The organism is Roseobacter sp. (assembly GCF_039970775.1).
Classification (GTDB): Bacteria; Pseudomonadota; Alphaproteobacteria; order Rhodobacterales; family Rhodobacteraceae; genus Roseobacter.
The window spans coordinates 1-15,307 of record NZ_JBDVLG010000054.1; the positions used below are offsets into that span (position 1 = coordinate 1).

Below are 15,307 nucleotides of genomic sequence, written 5' to 3' on the forward strand. Positions count from 1 at the left end.
GCAAACCACTGCCCGGCAGTGGATGAGCGATAACGGCAATTAAAGCAGGACTTATCTGGTGGGAGGCCTGAAACACACGCAGATAAGTCGAGATGGCTATCCTCGAATATATGAATGGCTTCTACAACCCACACCGTCGACACTCAACATTGGGTTGGAGAAGCCCTGTCGCTTTTAAACAAAAGGTAGCCTAAACGAGCAATTGGCGCAGCAAGAAGGAACGACAGGTCAACGGGTCAACGGCCAGCGCTGTGCTGCAACACTGGGTGCTTTTTCGCGAGGCGGTGTATTGCCCTAATCCGTTGTTTCAGGTTCTGGTGCAGGAGCGCTGTCATGGTATTTTTGACCGTCTGCGCCCAGTGTGAAACGTTCAACTTTGGTGTTTCGTCATTCAGCAACATCGACGCGCTATCCGTTGCCTAGCTCTCGTTGCGCAGGCTACGCTCATATCTATCGTTCAAATATAACACAAAAGTAAATTCGTCCAAGCAGTGATGCTTGCTGCAAATGCAGATATTCAGACCGCGCCAGCTCTACGTCGCGTGCGATGTGACCTTTAATTCTGCTATCTTCAACCCCAGCTGGCCGTTTCGCGCACGGTGCGTTTAGGCGTTTGGCACCGCAACCGCCAGGTTAGCGTACCGTCTTAGTGTTCCTGCCTATCCTCGTAAAACGCCACACGCGCACCGCTCAAACGATGCTGCAACCGGTATCGTTACGCTAAATTCGCGACCCATAAACGCCAGCATATTCAGCATCCTGCTCAAAAAGTGCCGCCACAAAAAAACGCCCGCTCCGAAAAGCAGGCGTCTGAAATTGTTTTGATTTTTGCCGTTCGGCGTTAGCGTTTGGAGAACTGGAAGCTCTTACGCGCTTTGGCCTTACCGTATTTCTTACGCTCAACCACACGGCTGTCACGTGTCAGGAAGCCAGCGGCTTTCAAGGCACCACGCAGCGCGGGATCATAAAGTTGCAGCGCTTTGGACACGCCGTGCTTGACCGCACCAGCCTGACCAGACAGACCGCCACCCTTAACCGTGGCAATCACGTCAAACTGACCTTCGGTGCCAGAAATGGTGAAAGGTTGCGCCAGGATCATTTGCAGCACCGGGCGTGCAAAATATTCGTTCTGGGGCTTGCCGTTCACGGTGACCTTGCCCGAACCGGGTTTGATCCAGACACGTGCGATCGCATCTTTCCGTTTGCCTGTCGCATAAGACCGGCCCAAGGAATCGCGCACGGGCTCACGTGTGATTTCGATCACTTCGGGCGCAGCCTCGATGCCTGCAGCTTGGCCAAGCTCTTCGAGTGTGTTGATTTCATCAGCCATGCTTATGCGCTCCGGGTGTTTTTGCTGTTCATGGATTTCACATCCAGAACGTCAGGGCTTTGCGCCTCGTGGGGGTGATCACCACCTGCATAAACGCGCAGGTTGGTCATTTGCTGACGGCTCAGACGGTTACCGGGCAGCATGCGCTTGACCGCCATGGTCACGACGCGCTCGGGGTGTGCACCCTCAAGGATCTGCGCCTTGGTGCGCGATTTGATCCCACCTGGGTGGCCTGTGTGCCAATAATGGTGCTCTTCGCGCTTCTTGCCGGTCAACTGGATTTTGTCGGCATTGATGATGATGACATTGTCACCCATATCCATATGCGGCGTGAAGGACGCTTTGTGCTTGCCACGCAAACGCATGGCGACGATCGACGCAAGACGACCCAAAACAACGCCTTCAGCGTCGATTAGGATCCATTTCTTGTCGATATCTGCAGGTGTAGCAGAAAAGGTTTTCATGGACGGTTCCCCGTTTGGTGTGAAGACGCGGCACCCACGGGCACCGGTCCGAATTCGATTGGGCGGTTATAGAGGACTGCGCGCACGCGTCAAGCTATGCAATATTGAAATTCCATATGCAAAACAATGGTTTATAAAATAGGTATTACTATACCCCAAAAATACCCAGCCCCAACTGGACTTGACCATAGCAATAAAACGACCTGCAACACTTACGTTTGACGCAAAGCGTTCATTTTGAACCGTACGCCTACCTATTTCGTGGAAGCCCGCCACACCTGTCTAAACGTTGATCTCGTCCGGCGGATTGTCGAGCAAGTTGCGCAGACACATCATCGCGCCCTCAAACCGGCTCAGCGACACCCCGGCATTGATGGCAAGACGCACCGCATGCGGCGCACGCGCATCCCGGCAAACGAACCCGTCGGACGACCGGATCTGGATACCCTGCGCCTCTGCCGCCTGACAAAACGCGCCCGCGCGCCACCCCAATGGCAACCGCAGCCACAAAAACGGGACGTCCTCGCGCCAGCTCAGATCATGCCCGCCCAAAATATTCACCGCGCTTTGGACATATGTATTGAACGCCTTGCGGGTTTGATGGGACAGCGCGTCAGTCTGCGGGTGCGACAACAACGCCGCCGTCAAGTCGGTCACCGGCGTGGCCAACCCAAAGAAGCTATGTTCGGCCGTGCGGCGCAGCTCGGACCACCTGCCTTCAGGGGCAATGGCAAATCCCACCCGCAGCGCCGGTGTCAGTGTCTTGGCGATAGACGACACATACCACCCCCGTTCCGGCGCAAGCATCCGGTAGGCGGGCGCGCGGTTCACCCCCATCCGGTAGCAATCATCCTCGACGATCTGAACATCGTAACGACGCGCGATTTTGGCGATCTCTTCGCGCCGCGCCACTGGGGTAAAGCCGCCGGTTGGGTTGTGCACTTCGGGCGACGTACACAGCACCTGCGCATCGTGGGCCTTGACCGCGGCCTCGAATGCATCGGGCAGAATTCCGTCTGCATCCATCGCAATCGGCACAACATCTGCCCGCAACATTTCAGCCGCGCGGCGAAACCCCGGATAGGCGATCTCTTCTATCAATACGGCCGGTTTGCGCCCGGTCAGGATGGTTTGCAGACACAATAAGATGCCGTTTTGCCCCCCATGGCACAGGGTCACGTCCTTTTCCCCCAACGGGCCTAACGGCGTCCCCTCAAGCCACCGCACCACCGCAGATCTGGCCGGTCGTGCGTTATCGCGGTTGGGATAATGCATCATACCGGACGGCGGGTCTTGTGCCACGCGTTCCATCAATTTGCGGATCAGCGCGGCCTGCCCGACATTGGGCAAATGCGGTGAAAACAGATTGAGCGTTACTGAAAGGTTGTCTTGCTCTTGGTTGTGCGCGATGACATCGATCTCGATGGGATCGTCTGTGACCCGCGCGGGTTGCGGGGGCGCTACAAATGTACCGCGCCCAACCTCGGCCTTTAACGTGCCATCGTCGGTCAAGATGGTATAGGCCCGCGCCACCGTTCCGGGTGTAATGCTCAACGTCCAGGCCAAATCGCGCACCGGTGGCAACTTGTCACCAACCTTTAGCGCGCCGCTGTCGATACCCTGCCGGATGGTACGCACAACCGCTTTGTATTTGGGGCCCTGCCCTTGTACCAGCTGTGGTTGCCAAATTGTACCCATTACAATGTTTTCCTAGCATATATGCGCGCCATATCGTATCGGTACACTATAGCGATGACGCTATATTGTGTCAATACAATTATAGGAGATCCCCATGACACACGCACACCCCCTCTCGCTTCGCACCTTGGCTTATTTGAACACAGCCAACGACATGCCCGCAGTGGCAATTCTAGCGGTAGAGATTGGTGTTTGTATGTCAAAATGGGCCACACGCCGACAAACCCGACGCGACCTAAAGCAGTTGACAGATTGGGAGTTGCGCGATGTGGGACTGACACCGGATCAGGCTCGACTTGAGGCTGCAAAGGTGTTCTGGCGCGCGTAGCATCCCCGATACGCCCCAGACCTCTTCCTAAGGCCGGGATTCGTCCCGGCCCTTTTTTGTATCAGGGATACAAATAGTTAGACCGCCATCCACAAGGAACGGCGGCCAAAATTTCGTTTATGCAGGTGCGGTGCCACGGCGACGCAGGCCAAAGAAACCCGCGATTGCCGTCAGCAGCAAAAGCCCGCCCGCAGGCAGTGGAACAGGCGTCAGATCATCGCCGCCCGCGGGTGGGATTGTGCCGTCAAAGGCCAGCGGGTGCAGTTCGCCATTGTTGGAAAAAAGCGTGCTCGCGATGACGCTGCCTTCGTTGCTGCTGTTGACATTAACAGTCGCAGACGGGGCCAGAACGTGGCCAAAAAGCGCCGTGTTCAGGTTGATTGTACCGGTTGCTTCAAAGAAGTTCCAAACAACGCTTTGTGCCGCATCGAGCACGCCCGCGCCCAAATAATCCACGAAATTCAGCCCGATGTTACCGCCATTGCCAGCGACATTGATGATCAATGTATCAATACCACTCAGGTCGAACACGCCGGTGCCCGAACCCAGAACCGAAAAGTCGAGATCAAGCACCGAGGCACCACCAAACACCAACTGCCCGCTGGCATTCGTATCGACGGAAAACAAGCCGCCCAGCCCGCCTAGGCGCGCGGCTTCGCTTTGCAGGAAGCTGAAATCGACCTCTGGGATGTTTGTGTTGGTCGCGTTTTGGATCAGGATGTCTTCGTTCTGGTTGAAGTTCCCGCCTGACCGCGTCCCGCCCAAAGTCACGGTTTGCACGCCGCCGTTCAGCTGCAGGTTCGTGTTGCTAAGGTCGCCACCGATGGTGACATTGCCGCTTTGACCCACGGTGATGTTCGCGTTCGTCGCGTCGCCTGTGATGATCAGGTCGTCAAAACCGTCAGCGTTGGCCCCGATTTCGCGGTCGTTGACCGAGATGTTGCCCGTTGCGTCACCCGCAATGATCACGCGACCTTCGGATTCGCTGTTGCCGGAATAGCTCTGGGCGACTGCGCCGAACGATCCGAAAATATCGTTTAATTCAAGAGATGCGGCCGACAGTGGCCCCGCACACAGCACCGCCAAGGATGCGCTTACAATTGTCTTTGTCAAAGTTCTTCTCCGAGTCGCGCTTAAAAGGTTTCAAAACGCGTTACGCGACCAGCGTGGCCGAATCAAGGCGTAACGCCTCAATTCAGGTCAAAGTGATGTAGCGTCACCCAGCCTGTGGGATCGCGTAGGTCAGACTGGCGCGCGCCACCGGGTCAGGCACGCCGTCCGAATAAACCAGCACATCACAGACCGACAGACGTTTGCCCAGTTTCAGCAACCGCACGTGCCCGATCAAATCAACCCCAGCGGCAGGTTTACGCATAAAATCGATGGAACAGTTTGTTGTCACGGCCAACGCCTGCGGCCCGATCTGCGCCAAGGTGGCCAAATAGGCGCCCACATCCGCCAACGCAAACATCGTAGGGCCCGACACCGTGCCCCCCGGACGCAGATGTTTGCCCTGCACGGCCAACCGCACGGTCAGGGTGTCGCGGGTCACCTCTTGGACGGTGAAATCATCTGCGACCTGTTCAAACGCATGATGTAGGAAGGTATTTAACGCGGCGGCATCCATTTTAATATCCATACGGTCCTCGCCCCTTTTGCGGGTTTTACAGGGATGCAACACTGGGCGATTTTTCCCACCAACGCAATGCGCGCACCATCGGTGTTGCGCAGGCAGAACCGCTGGCATACACGACGCCCCATGACAGATGAATTGCATATTATTGGCGGCGGCATGGCCGGATCCGAAGCCGCCTGGCAGGCCGCCCAAATGGGCGTGCAGGTCGTCCTTCACGAAATGCGCCCGCAGGTGGCTACATTTGCGCATCAGACTGGCCTATTGGGGGAAATGGTGTGTTCCAATTCCTTCCGGTCCGATGACGATGAACAAAACGCCGTGGGCCTGTTGCATTGGGAAATGCGCGCAGCTGATGGGGTGATCATGCGCACAGCAGACGCCCACCGCCTGCCGGCCGGGGGCGCGTTGGCCGTGGACCGTGATTTGTTTGCGCAATCCGTCACCGACACCTTGATGGCACATCCGAACGTGCGCGTGGAATACGGCGAAATCACCGCGTTGCCCACCGAAGGGCATTGGATCATCGCGACCGGGCCGTTGACCTCGGGCGCTCTGGGTCAGGCGATTGCCGCCGAAACGGGCGCCGAGGCGTTGGCGTTTTTCGATGCCATCGCGCCGATCGTCTATTTTGACAGCATCGACATGTCCAAGGCGTGGATGCAATCGCGCTATGACAAGGGCGAAACCGAAGAAGAACGCACCGCCTATCTGAACTGCCCGATGGACCGCGACCAATACGAAGGGTTCATCGACGCGCTGATGGCTGCGGATAAAACCGAATTTCACGAAGGCGAAACCGCGGGCTATTTCGACGGGTGCCTACCGCTTGAAGTCATGGCTGAACGCGGCCGCGAGACGCCACGGTTTGGCCCCATGAAGCCCGTCGGGCTGACCAACCCCCATGCCCCCGACGTCAAACCCTATGCGGTGGTGCAGCTGCGGCGCGACAACAAGCTGGGCACGTTGTACAATATCGTGGGCTTCCAGACCAAGATGAAATACGGCGCGCAAGCCGATGTTTTTAAATCCATTCCCGGCCTAGAGAACGCACGGTTTGCACGGTTGGGGGGCATCCACCGCAACACGTTCCTGAATTCTCCGACGGTTCTGGATGGGCAAATGCGCTTGCGCTCGCGCCCCAACATCCGCTTTGCGGGACAGATCACCGGGGTTGAGGGATACGTCGAATCAGCCGCGATGGGCCTGTTGGCTGGGCGTTTGGCGGCGGCTGAAATTTTGGGCACCGCGGCGGATTTGCCGCCAGAGTGCACCGCGACGGGCGCCTTGATCACCCACATCACCGGCGGCGCCGAGGCCAAGACGTTTCAGCCGATGAACGTCAATTTTGGGCTATTTCCGCCTGTTGAGGGCCTCAAAAGCGGGCGGCGTGGCCGCAAAGACCGCTACAAAGCCTACACGGATCGCGCGAAAGCGGCCTGGCAGGCGTGGCTAGAACCCGGCGCACTGGACGGCGCATAGGCAACCCGGTTATCCTTGGGCATGGAACAAGGATATCTGGGCACGGCCTGTGACACCTGCGACGCCGAGGGTACAGGCGCGCATGACGGCGATTGGTTGGCCGACTACGACGCACAAATGCACAAGCACGGCTATGCCACCCCAAGCCGTTGCGCGCAGGCGGCGTGTGAATTTATCACCGACCACACTCAATCTGTGTTGGATTTCGGATGCGGTACCGGCCTGTCGGGGATGGCGCTCAGAAGCGCCGGGTTCACTGCTATCGATGGTGTGGATCTGTCGCCTGACATGCTGGCGCGCGCCGAGACCAAACAGGTTTACCGCAACCTGTCTTCGGTTGGCCCAAAGGGGCCCTTGCCGCGCCAGCTTGCCGGTTATTCCCTGATCACCGCCATTGATGTCATCGGCACGGACACAGCCCCCATATCTGTGTTTGACGCGCTGATGCAGGGCATGACCAAAGGCACGGTTTTAGTGTTATCGCTGAATGATCATGCGCTGGCCGACCCCGCGAACGAGGCGCGCATCAATGAATGGCTCGACTGTGGTGCCGCGCGGCTGTTGTTTCGTGAAAGCGGCCCGCATATGCCCGGCATCGGGTTGAACTCCAACGTATATGTGTTTGAAAAAAATTGACATTTCGAACGCGGTTTGCCCCGTCACCCACCGGGCCGTTGCACCTTGGACATGCGTATTCCGCGCTGATCGCCTCTGATCAGGCGCGGGCTGCGAGGGGGACATTTCTGTTGCGCATGGATGATATAGATCAGGTGCGCTCCAAGTCCGAATTTGAAACCCAAGCCAAAGATGATCTGCGTTGGTTGGGCCTTGATTGGCCGGACCCCGTGATGCGGCAATCCCAATCCCACACCCGATTGCACGCCGCATTAGACCAACTGGCAGCCCAAGGGCTGATCTATCCTTGCGCCTGTAGCCGCCGCGATATCGAAACCGCCGCCGGTGCCCCCCAAGAAGGCGTGCCCACCCACGGGCCGGACGGGCGGATTTATCCGGGCACCTGTCGCGGGCGCCTTATGTCAGACCGCACCCCCGATGATGCGGTGCGGCTGGACCTGCGTAAAGCCTTGGCCGTCGCAGGCCCTCTGCCACAGTTTACCGAAACGGGGCCGCAATTTGCCGGAACGCACCGGCTTGATGCCGATGATCTGATCGCCACCATCGGCGACCTGGCTGTCGCGCGGCGGCATATGGCGGCGGCCTATCATCTGGGCGTGGTGGTGGACGATCACGCGCAAAACATCACCCACGTGATCCGAGGCCAAGACCTGTTTGACGCCACCCGTATTCATGTATTGTTGGCGCATCTGCTGGGCTTGCCGGTGCCCGTCTATCATCATCATGCGTTGATCCGCGACGACACCGGCAAACGGCTGGCCAAACGCGATGATGCACGCGCGTTGGCCAAATACCGTGCGGAGGGCGCGCGCGCCGCCGACATTCGCGCCCTGCTGGGCCTGCCGGCGGTTTAAAGGTTACAGGGGTTTCATCAATTCCACTTCGCCGTCCGTCGACACGCCCGTATAAAAACAACTGCGCCGCCCCGTGTGGCAGGCCGCGCCCACTTGTTGCACCTGCAACAACAGGCAATCGCGGTCGCAATCCACCCGCATATCCACCAACGTCTGGTGGTGGCCACTGGTCGCGCCTTTGATCCAAAACGCCTGCCGCGAGCGGCTCCAATAGGTGACCTTGCCGGTTTCCAGAGTCCGCATCACCGCGTCGCGGTTCATCCATGCCATCATCAACACATCGCCGGTGTCTGCGTCTTGTGCGATCGCCGGGACAAGCCCCGCATCGGTGTATTTTAACGTATCAGGGTCAAAAGACCGAATATCATCTGCCATATCGAAAAACCTTTTTGCATCCGCCGCGCGAAGACTTATGTAAGAATTCTACAACGAACGGAAGGCCGTGGCGCGTCATGTCTGGTGAAAATGATCTGATAAAACTCTACTCGGGCCGCATCTTGGCATTGGCGGCGGATATCCCCCATCTGGGGCGGTTGGAAACGCCTATGGCGTCGGTCAAAAAACGCTCGCCGCTGTGCGGATCTGCGGTGACGATAGATTTAACCGCGCGCGACGGTGTGGTCAGCGCGTTTGCGCAAGACGTCAAGGCCTGCGCGCTTGGCCAAGCGGCGGCGGCGGTCACCGGGGGAGCGGCGATTGGCCGAAGCCTGGATGAGCTCGAAGCCGCCCGCGATGCGCTGCGCGCGATGCTTAAAGACGGCGGCCCGGTGCCGTCTGCGCCTTTCGACGGCTTCGATGTTCTGGAACCCGCGCGGGACTATAAAAACCGGCATGCGTCAATTTTGCTCAGCATAGAGGCCACCTGCGAAGCCATGAGCGCGGCACTGCAATCGGATTGCGCCTAATCTTCGGGCGCGCCGTGGCCGTATAAACCGCCCCTGTCGGCACTGCTTGCTATACCCACAAAAAAAGACGCCGCACGTCCGGGACAGGACGGCGGCGTCAGGTCATGCGTTTCTCGCGGGGGATCAGCGACATGTTGATCAGGGGGGCAGCCCTGACAAGACTAAGAACAGGCAGTGTTCGTCTTTAGAACCAGATCGGGGACGTTACTGGCACATGTGCAACGCGAGAGCGCAGGCAGAAATCAGATAAAAGACGGTAGGTGCAACCCCACCACCAACATAACAACAAGCGCCATCGCCCCAGCCGTATCCTGCAACAATGTCCGTTGGGACCGTGACGCGATAGATTTGAGTTTAATGAGCGTGGTCATAGCAGTCTCCGTTTTGTTGCTGCTTTGTTCTCATTATTTTAAGCCCCTGTAAAGAACTTTTTAGGAACATTTTAACGATCGCACTGTCAAAATATGGCTAACCGACTGAAATCAAACGAATAGCTTCGTCCTGTCGCATCAGCCATAATAACAGGCGCGCGGCCTCCCCCTGTGGGCTGCGCAGCTGTGGATCACCGGCCAGCAACCGCCGCGCATCACTTTGCGCAATGGCCATCAAGTCCGATTGGCGTTCCAAATCCGCGACCTGAAACCGTGGCATCCCTGACTGCGCGGTCCCTATCAGATCGCCCGCACCGCGCATGCGCAGATCGGTTTCGGCGATGGCAAACCCGTCTTCGGTTTCGCGCAAAACCTCCAAACGTTTGCGCCCGTTTTCGGACAATGGCGCCTGATACATCAACAAACACGTCGACGCATGTGTACCCCGGCCGACGCGCCCGCGCATCTGGTGAAGCTGCGCCAAACCAAAGCTCTCGGCGCGTTCGATCACCATAATCGTCGCGTTGGGCACGTTCACGCCCACCTCGATCACCGTGGTGGCTACCAACACCTTGGTCTGCCCGTCCACAAACCGTGCCATCGCGGCGTCTTTGTCGGCGGCGGGCATCTGGCCGTGCACCAACCCCACCACGTCTTCGCCCAACGCCGCCCGCAGGTATTTAAACCGTTCTTCTGCGGCGATCAGATCCGAGACCTCGCTTTCGTCCACCAACGGGCATACCCAGTAGCATTGCCGCCCACTGTCGATGACCGCGCGCAGACGTTGCACCACCTCTTCCATCCGGCCCGTGCTGATCAACGCGGTTTTAATCGGCAACCGTCCGGGCGGTTTTTCGTCCAGAATCGACACATCCATATCGCCGTATTGCGCCAGCGAAAGCGACCGTGGGATCGGCGTGGCCGTCATGACCAAAACATCCGCGTTGTCGCCCTTTTCGCCAAGCGCGAGCCGTTGGCGCACGCCAAACCGGTGCTGTTCATCCACCACCGCCAACCTGAGATCGCTAAACGTGACATCGGGCTGAAACACCGCATGGGTGCCGACCAACACCTGTATGTCACCACGCGCCAGCGCCTCGAGTTTCGCACGCCGTTCGGCGCCTTTGTCGCGCCCCGTGAGGACCTCCAGCACAACGCCTGCGTCTTCGGCCAGCGGCAGCAGCGATTCCATATGTTGTCGGGCCAAAATTTCGGTGGGCGCCATCAAAACGCCCTGCCCACCAGCCTCGACCGCACGCAACAACGCCATGAACGCCACCAACGTTTTGCCCGCGCCCACGTCCCCCTGCAGCAGGCGGTTCATACGCGTTGGGGTCGCCATGTCGCCGTTGATCTCGTCAATCGCGCGGGCCTGCGCGCCCGTGGGTTTATACGGCAAGCCCGCCATCACCTGCGCCTGCAGCCGCCCCTCGCCGAGGCTTGCGCGGCCCACTTTGCGCCGTTCGGTGGCGCGCGCCAACGCCAACGTCAATTGATGGGCCAAGAGCTCATCATAGGCCAGACGTTCACGGGCGGGGGCCGTCGCCATCAAATCTTCGAGGCAAGTCGGTTGATGTGCCACGCTCACCGCCTGTGCAAAATCAGGCCAGCCAGCGCGCGTTTTTTGTGGCCCATCAATCCATTCTGGCATGTCGTGCAGCAGTGCGACCGTCCCCCGCGTCGCCTTAAACATCAGTTTTTGCGTGATGCCCGCCGTCAGCGGATAGACCGGTTCAAAACTGGGGATATCATCGGCGTCATCCTCGTCGACGATGTGATCGGGGTGCACCATCTGCGCCATGGCATCAAAGTTTTCGACCTTGCCAGACACCACACGACGACTGCCTTCTGGCAGGGTTTTTTGCCAATAATCCCCACGTGCGTGAAAAAACACCAACTGAAACGACGTCTCGGCGTCTTCGACGTGAATGCGGTACGCCCCACCTTTGGTCCGCGCGGGCGCATGCAGCCCGATCTGCACCGCCACGGTCAGCGTGCAGGGCAAATCAGCGCCCTTGATCGTCGCGCGCCGGGCCCTGTCCACCCCCGACTGCGGCAACGTCAACAGCAGATCACGCGGGGCACGCACGCCCAACCCCTCAAACAGCACCGCGGTTTTTGGGCCCACCCCCGTCAAGGTTTGCAGTTCTGCGAACAATGGAAAAAGACGTTCCGGGCGGCCGCTCATGTGTCCGAAATCAACGCAAGCCAGCCATCTTCGTCAAGCACCTGAAGGCCCAATTCGGCGGCTTTTTTCGCTTTGGACCCCGCTCCGGGACCGGCCACAACAATGTCGGTTTTTGCCGAAACAGACCCCGACACCTTGGCGCCCAACCGTTCTGCGCGAGCTTTGGCCTCGGCGCGGGTCATCTTTTCCAGCGTGCCGGTGAAGACGACGGTTTTATCTGCAACAGGGCTGCCGGCCGTCTTTGGGCGCGCGACGGGCTGAACGTCGAGCTGCTGCACCAAACGTTCAATAGACGCTTCCTCGGCAGGTTGCGCCAAGGTCTGCACCAACGATCCCGCCATAACCGCGCCCACACCATCGATATCGTTCAGATCACGCCACGCATCACCCTCAGGATCGCGCGCGTTTTGCATCGCTGTTTCAAAGGCTTGCCAGTTTCCGTAGTGCAATCCGATCATATTCGACGCGGCTTCCCCCACGTGGCGAATGCCCAAAGAAAAGAGCAGACGGGACAGCGGTATTTTACGTTTTAAATCAATCGCATCAAACAAGTTTTGCGCTGACTTAGGCCCCCACCCTTCGCGGTTTTTCAATTGCTGCACGCCCGACCCAAACCGTGCCCGTAAGGTGAAGATGTCGGCAGGTTCTTTGATCCAACCGTCTGTGTAGAATTGTTCGACCTGCTTGGCCCCCAAACCTTCGATGTCAAAGGCACCCCGAGACACAAAATGCTTTATTTTTTCAACAGCTTGCGCAGGGCAAATCAGGCCACCGCTGCACCGCCTCACCGCATCACCGGGGTCGCGTTGCGCCGCGCTGCCGCATTCGGGGCAAGTGTCGGGAAATGCAAAGGGTGTCGCGCCGTCAGGGCGTTTCGACAAATCGACATCTGCAATTTTTGGGATCACGTCACCTGCCCGGTAAACCTGCACCCAATCGCCGAGCCGAATGTCTTTGCCGTCCCGGATGGTCGCGCCTTTGTTGTCTGTTCCCGCGATATAGTCTTCGTTGTGCAAGGTCGCATTGGACACCACAACGCCGCCGACCGTCACCGGATGCAACCGCGCCACAGGCGACAACGCACCCGTGCGCCCCACCTGAATGTCTATCGATTCGAGCCGGGTCCACGCCAATTCAGCGGCAAATTTATGCGCGATGGCCCACCGCGGGGTCGTTGACCGAAACCCGAGCCGGTCTTGCAAATCCATCTGATTGACTTTGTAAACGACCCCATCGATGTCATAGCCCAACGTCGCGCGCTGCGCTTCGATCAGGTCATACTGCGCAATCAGGCCGCGCGGGTTCTCGCACACACGGGTCAGCGGATTAGTGTTAAATCCCATGGACTGCAACCGATCGATGGCCTGCATTTGCGTCGGCGCAAGAGGTTCCGACACAGCCCCCCACGCATAGGCAAAGAAGCGCAATGGCCGTTCCCGCGTGATCTGTGGATCCAACTGGCGCAAAGATCCGGCGGCGGCATTGCGTGGGTTGGCGAACGGTTTTGCACCACGCGTCGCTTGCCGCGCGTTCAAGGCTGCGAAATCTTGATGCGACATGTAGACCTCACCGCGCACCTCTAATAGATCGGGTGCGCCGCTGATCCTTTCAGGAATATCCTCAATAGTACGTGCGTTTGCCGTGACATTTTCACCCACCGCACCGTCACCGCGTGTCGCACCGCGGACCAATTTGCCTGCTTCATAGCGCAGTGACAAAGACAGGCCGTCAATCTTTGGCTCTGCCGTGTAGTGCAGCGGCGTGGGGTCTGTGAGGCCGAGATATCGGCGAATGCTGGTATCGAAATCTTCGATGTCTTCGGAGTTAAATCCATTCGATAACGACAGCATCGCAACATCATGGGTCACTTTTGCAAACCCATCCGCAGGCGCCGCTCCGACCTGATCTGACGGGCTATCGGTGCGTTTTAACGCAGGGAAGCGTGCCTCAATGGATGCATTGCGCCGCTTTAATACATCATATTCGGCGTCCGTCAGCGTCGGATCATCCGCCCCGTGATAGGCCGTATTCGCGGCAGCGAGCCTGCGAGCCAGCTGTTCAAGTTCCGCCTTTGCGGCCGTTTCATCCAAATCAATGATATCCGTCATAAACGAAAAACCCGCCTGGTTACCACGCATTCCGCCGATGGATATGCGCAGCTTCCAGCCAGGTCCAGTTGAAATAGAGATCATCCCGAAGATCAGGGCGTGTACCCTGATCTGTGTTCGCCGTTAGGCCCCGATGGCAAGTCGCTGGGGGTCATCAACCTGGTTCGGCTCTGGGTCGCGCAGCACGTACCCACGGCCCCATACCGTCTCGATATAGTTCTCACCGCCAGTCGCCGTGCTTAGTTTTTTGCGCAGTTTGCAAATAAACACGTCGATGATTTTGAGTTCTGGCTCGTCCATCCCACCATATAGGTGATTAAGGAACATCTCTTTGGTCAGCGTTGTCCCCTTGCGCAGCGACAACAGTTCCAACATCTGATATTCTTTGCCGGTCAAATGTACTGGTTTATTGTCAGCGCTAACCGTTTTCGCATCCAAGTTGACCGAAATCAGCCCTGTGTCGATAACAGACTGCGAGTGCCCTTTGGACCGCCGGATGATCGCATGGATCCGTGCCACCAGTTCTTCGCGGTGAAACGGCTTGGTCAAGTAATCATCAGCGCCAAACCCGAACCCTTTGATCTTGTTCTCGGTGTCATCAGCGCCGGACAAAATCAAAATAGGCGTTTCAATACGCGACAATCGCAACTGTCGCAGCACCTCGTGGCCATTCATGTCGGGCAAATCCAGATCGAGAAGGATCAAATCGTAATCATAAAGCTTAGCCAGATCGATCCCTTCCTCCCCCAGATCTGTCGCATAGACATTCAGGTTGGCATGAGTCAGCATCAATTCGATGCTTTTCGAGGTGGTGGGATCATCTTCCACTAGCAGTACGCGCATGATTTTCTCCGCATCGGATGAACGTTTTCTTCGCATTAACCCTGAACAAAAAAGGTTAATCACACGTTACCGTTTGGAATATTATTACCTTATCAACTTAAGGTTGTCTATATCTTTGTAGCGCTGTGGCTTTCAGGGCATCCTCACCGTGTTCAGAAACCGCTTTTACCCACTCATGAAACTCATCTTCGCTGATCATGTACCGCTTGAGCGCATCACTTTGGGTGATGAGACCATAGGCCACACCACGTACCACCGCCGCCTTGCGCGAGGCCACCCACCGCCGCGTGTTGCCCGGCGGCAGATCGGCATGCGTCATGACACTGCCATCTGCCAGCGTCACTGATCGCGGCCCATCCACTTTCTTCAGATACATTACTCAGACCCATTACTACTCATTTGTAGCCATCTTGACCCGAGGGCCTTAAAGACCCATGAAGCGCCCTCTTGAGAGTAATTAGGATTTT

At 57.8% G+C, this 15,307-nt stretch carries 16 protein-coding genes and 1 pseudogene; 6 read left to right on the plus strand and 11 right to left on the minus strand.

Annotated features, from left to right (window positions below; genetic code table 11):
- Nucleotides 1-38: 38 nt before the first annotated feature.
- A pseudogene (locus tag ABJH13_RS15120) lies at nt 39-194 on the plus strand (IS3 family transposase); the annotation flags it as partial.
- A 647-nt stretch (nt 195-841) separates the two neighbouring features.
- Here the strand turns inward: ABJH13_RS15120 and rpsI are convergent.
- The 3 genes from rpsI to ABJH13_RS15135 form a co-directional block, all read right to left on the minus strand.
- Entirely contained in the window at nt 842-1,330 is a 489-nt protein-coding gene (gene rpsI, locus ABJH13_RS15125; protein ID WP_348407056.1) for a 30S ribosomal protein S9, read from the minus strand.
- Between the two features lie 2 nt (nt 1,331-1,332).
- Nucleotides 1,333-1,794: a 50S ribosomal protein L13 gene (rplM, locus tag ABJH13_RS15130; protein ID WP_348407057.1), complete on the minus strand. Its 462-nt coding sequence runs from the start codon at nt 1,792-1,794 to the stop codon at nt 1,333-1,335.
- A 282-nt stretch (nt 1,795-2,076) separates the two neighbouring features.
- Entirely contained in the window at nt 2,077-3,492 is a 1,416-nt protein-coding gene (locus tag ABJH13_RS15135) for a PLP-dependent aminotransferase family protein (protein ID WP_348407058.1), read from the minus strand.
- 196 nt (nt 3,493-3,688) lie between these two features.
- On the opposite strand from ABJH13_RS15135, the gene ABJH13_RS15140 reads away from it, so the two are divergent.
- Nucleotides 3,689-3,820 (plus strand): DUF1127 domain-containing protein, encoded by a 132-nt coding sequence (locus ABJH13_RS15140; RefSeq protein WP_348407101.1) that lies wholly within the window; start codon nt 3,689-3,691, stop codon nt 3,818-3,820.
- 117 nt (nt 3,821-3,937) lie between these two features.
- Here ABJH13_RS15140 and ABJH13_RS15145 read toward each other — a convergent pair whose 3' ends face one another.
- Nucleotides 3,938-4,933, minus strand: a complete 996-nt coding sequence (locus ABJH13_RS15145; RefSeq protein WP_348407059.1) for a collagen-binding domain-containing protein — start codon at nt 4,931-4,933, stop codon at nt 3,938-3,940.
- Between the two features lie 103 nt (nt 4,934-5,036).
- Complete coding sequence (locus ABJH13_RS15150; protein ID WP_348407060.1) at nt 5,037-5,459, minus strand: PaaI family thioesterase; 423 nt, start codon at nt 5,457-5,459, stop codon at nt 5,037-5,039.
- A gap of 120 nt (nt 5,460-5,579) precedes the next feature.
- On the opposite strand from ABJH13_RS15150, the gene trmFO reads away from it, so the two are divergent.
- From trmFO to gluQRS, 3 genes are read left to right on the plus strand one after another with little or no spacing between them, the layout of a single operon-like run.
- Nucleotides 5,580-6,935 (plus strand): methylenetetrahydrofolate--tRNA-(uracil(54)-C(5))-methyltransferase (FADH(2)-oxidizing) TrmFO, encoded by a 1,356-nt coding sequence (trmFO, locus tag ABJH13_RS15155; RefSeq protein WP_348407061.1) that lies wholly within the window; start codon nt 5,580-5,582, stop codon nt 6,933-6,935.
- A gap of 21 nt (nt 6,936-6,956) precedes the next feature.
- Nucleotides 6,957-7,571, plus strand: coding sequence for a methyltransferase domain-containing protein (locus ABJH13_RS15160; RefSeq protein WP_348407062.1), 615 nt, complete (start codon nt 6,957-6,959; stop codon nt 7,569-7,571).
- Entirely contained in the window at nt 7,568-8,425 is an 858-nt protein-coding gene (gluQRS, locus tag ABJH13_RS15165; protein ID WP_348407063.1) for a tRNA glutamyl-Q(34) synthetase GluQRS, read from the plus strand. The genes ABJH13_RS15160 and gluQRS overlap by 4 nt, the downstream gene beginning before the upstream one ends.
- Before the next feature lie 3 nt (nt 8,426-8,428).
- Here gluQRS and hisI read toward each other — a convergent pair whose 3' ends face one another.
- Entirely contained in the window at nt 8,429-8,800 is a 372-nt protein-coding gene (hisI, locus tag ABJH13_RS15170; RefSeq protein ID WP_348407064.1) for a phosphoribosyl-AMP cyclohydrolase, read from the minus strand.
- Between the two features lie 77 nt (nt 8,801-8,877).
- Between hisI and ABJH13_RS15175 the strand changes: the two genes are divergently transcribed.
- Nucleotides 8,878-9,330, plus strand: a complete 453-nt coding sequence (locus ABJH13_RS15175) for an iron-sulfur cluster assembly scaffold protein (protein WP_348407065.1) — start codon at nt 8,878-8,880, stop codon at nt 9,328-9,330.
- Between the two features lie 242 nt (nt 9,331-9,572).
- Here the strand turns inward: ABJH13_RS15175 and ABJH13_RS15180 are convergent, their stop codons facing one another.
- The 5 genes from ABJH13_RS15180 to ABJH13_RS15200 form a co-directional block, all read right to left on the minus strand.
- Nucleotides 9,573-9,701, minus strand: coding sequence for a hypothetical protein (locus tag ABJH13_RS15180; RefSeq protein WP_348407066.1), 129 nt, complete (start codon nt 9,699-9,701; stop codon nt 9,573-9,575).
- A gap of 97 nt (nt 9,702-9,798) precedes the next feature.
- Complete coding sequence (recG, locus tag ABJH13_RS15185; RefSeq protein WP_348407067.1) at nt 9,799-11,889, minus strand: ATP-dependent DNA helicase RecG; 2,091 nt, start codon at nt 11,887-11,889, stop codon at nt 9,799-9,801.
- A complete protein-coding gene (gene ligA / locus ABJH13_RS15190; RefSeq protein WP_348407068.1) occupies nt 11,886-13,997 on the minus strand; it encodes an NAD-dependent DNA ligase LigA in 2,112 nt (703 codons plus the stop codon). The genes recG and ligA overlap by 4 nt, the downstream gene beginning before the upstream one ends.
- A 123-nt stretch (nt 13,998-14,120) precedes the next feature.
- Entirely contained in the window at nt 14,121-14,840 is a 720-nt protein-coding gene (locus ABJH13_RS15195; RefSeq protein WP_348407069.1) for a response regulator transcription factor, read from the minus strand.
- Nucleotides 14,841-14,937: 97 nt separating this feature from the next.
- The gene (locus tag ABJH13_RS15200; protein WP_348407070.1) at nt 14,938-15,216 is read right to left on the minus strand and encodes a DUF1153 domain-containing protein; all 279 of its coding nucleotides are present in this window, start codon (nt 15,214-15,216) and stop codon (nt 14,938-14,940) included.
- Nucleotides 15,217-15,307: the final 91 nt, after the last annotated feature.

What these genes read in the sequence shown, in the direction of transcription:
- rpsI (WP_348407056.1), bottom strand. Translation starts at nt 1,330, where the DNA reads ATGGCTGATGAAATCAACACACTCGAAGAGCTTGGCCAAGCTGCAGGC.
- ABJH13_RS15200 (WP_348407070.1), bottom strand. Translation starts at nt 15,216, where the DNA reads ATGTATCTGAAGAAAGTGGATGGGCCGCGATCAGTGACGCTGGCAGAT.
- ABJH13_RS15175 (WP_348407065.1), top strand. Translation starts at nt 8,878, where the DNA reads ATGTCTGGTGAAAATGATCTGATAAAACTCTACTCGGGCCGCATCTTG.
- ABJH13_RS15140 (WP_348407101.1), top strand. Translation starts at nt 3,689, where the DNA reads ATGTCAAAATGGGCCACACGCCGACAAACCCGACGCGACCTAAAGCAG.
- ABJH13_RS15160 (WP_348407062.1), top strand. Translation starts at nt 6,957, where the DNA reads ATGGAACAAGGATATCTGGGCACGGCCTGTGACACCTGCGACGCCGAG.
- rplM (WP_348407057.1), bottom strand. Translation starts at nt 1,794, where the DNA reads ATGAAAACCTTTTCTGCTACACCTGCAGATATCGACAAGAAATGGATC.
- ABJH13_RS15135 (WP_348407058.1), bottom strand. Translation starts at nt 3,492, where the DNA reads ATGGGTACAATTTGGCAACCACAGCTGGTACAAGGGCAGGGCCCCAAA.
- ABJH13_RS15195 (WP_348407069.1), bottom strand. Translation starts at nt 14,840, where the DNA reads ATGCGCGTACTGCTAGTGGAAGATGATCCCACCACCTCGAAAAGCATC.
- ABJH13_RS15150 (WP_348407060.1), bottom strand. Translation starts at nt 5,459, where the DNA reads ATGGATATTAAAATGGATGCCGCCGCGTTAAATACCTTCCTACATCAT.
- recG (WP_348407067.1), bottom strand. Translation starts at nt 11,889, where the DNA reads ATGAGCGGCCGCCCGGAACGTCTTTTTCCATTGTTCGCAGAACTGCAA.
- ABJH13_RS15180 (WP_348407066.1), bottom strand. Translation starts at nt 9,701, where the DNA reads ATGACCACGCTCATTAAACTCAAATCTATCGCGTCACGGTCCCAACGG.
- hisI (WP_348407064.1), bottom strand. Translation starts at nt 8,800, where the DNA reads ATGGCAGATGATATTCGGTCTTTTGACCCTGATACGTTAAAATACACC.
- trmFO (WP_348407061.1), top strand. Translation starts at nt 5,580, where the DNA reads ATGACAGATGAATTGCATATTATTGGCGGCGGCATGGCCGGATCCGAA.
- ligA (WP_348407068.1), bottom strand. Translation starts at nt 13,997, where the DNA reads ATGACGGATATCATTGATTTGGATGAAACGGCCGCAAAGGCGGAACTT.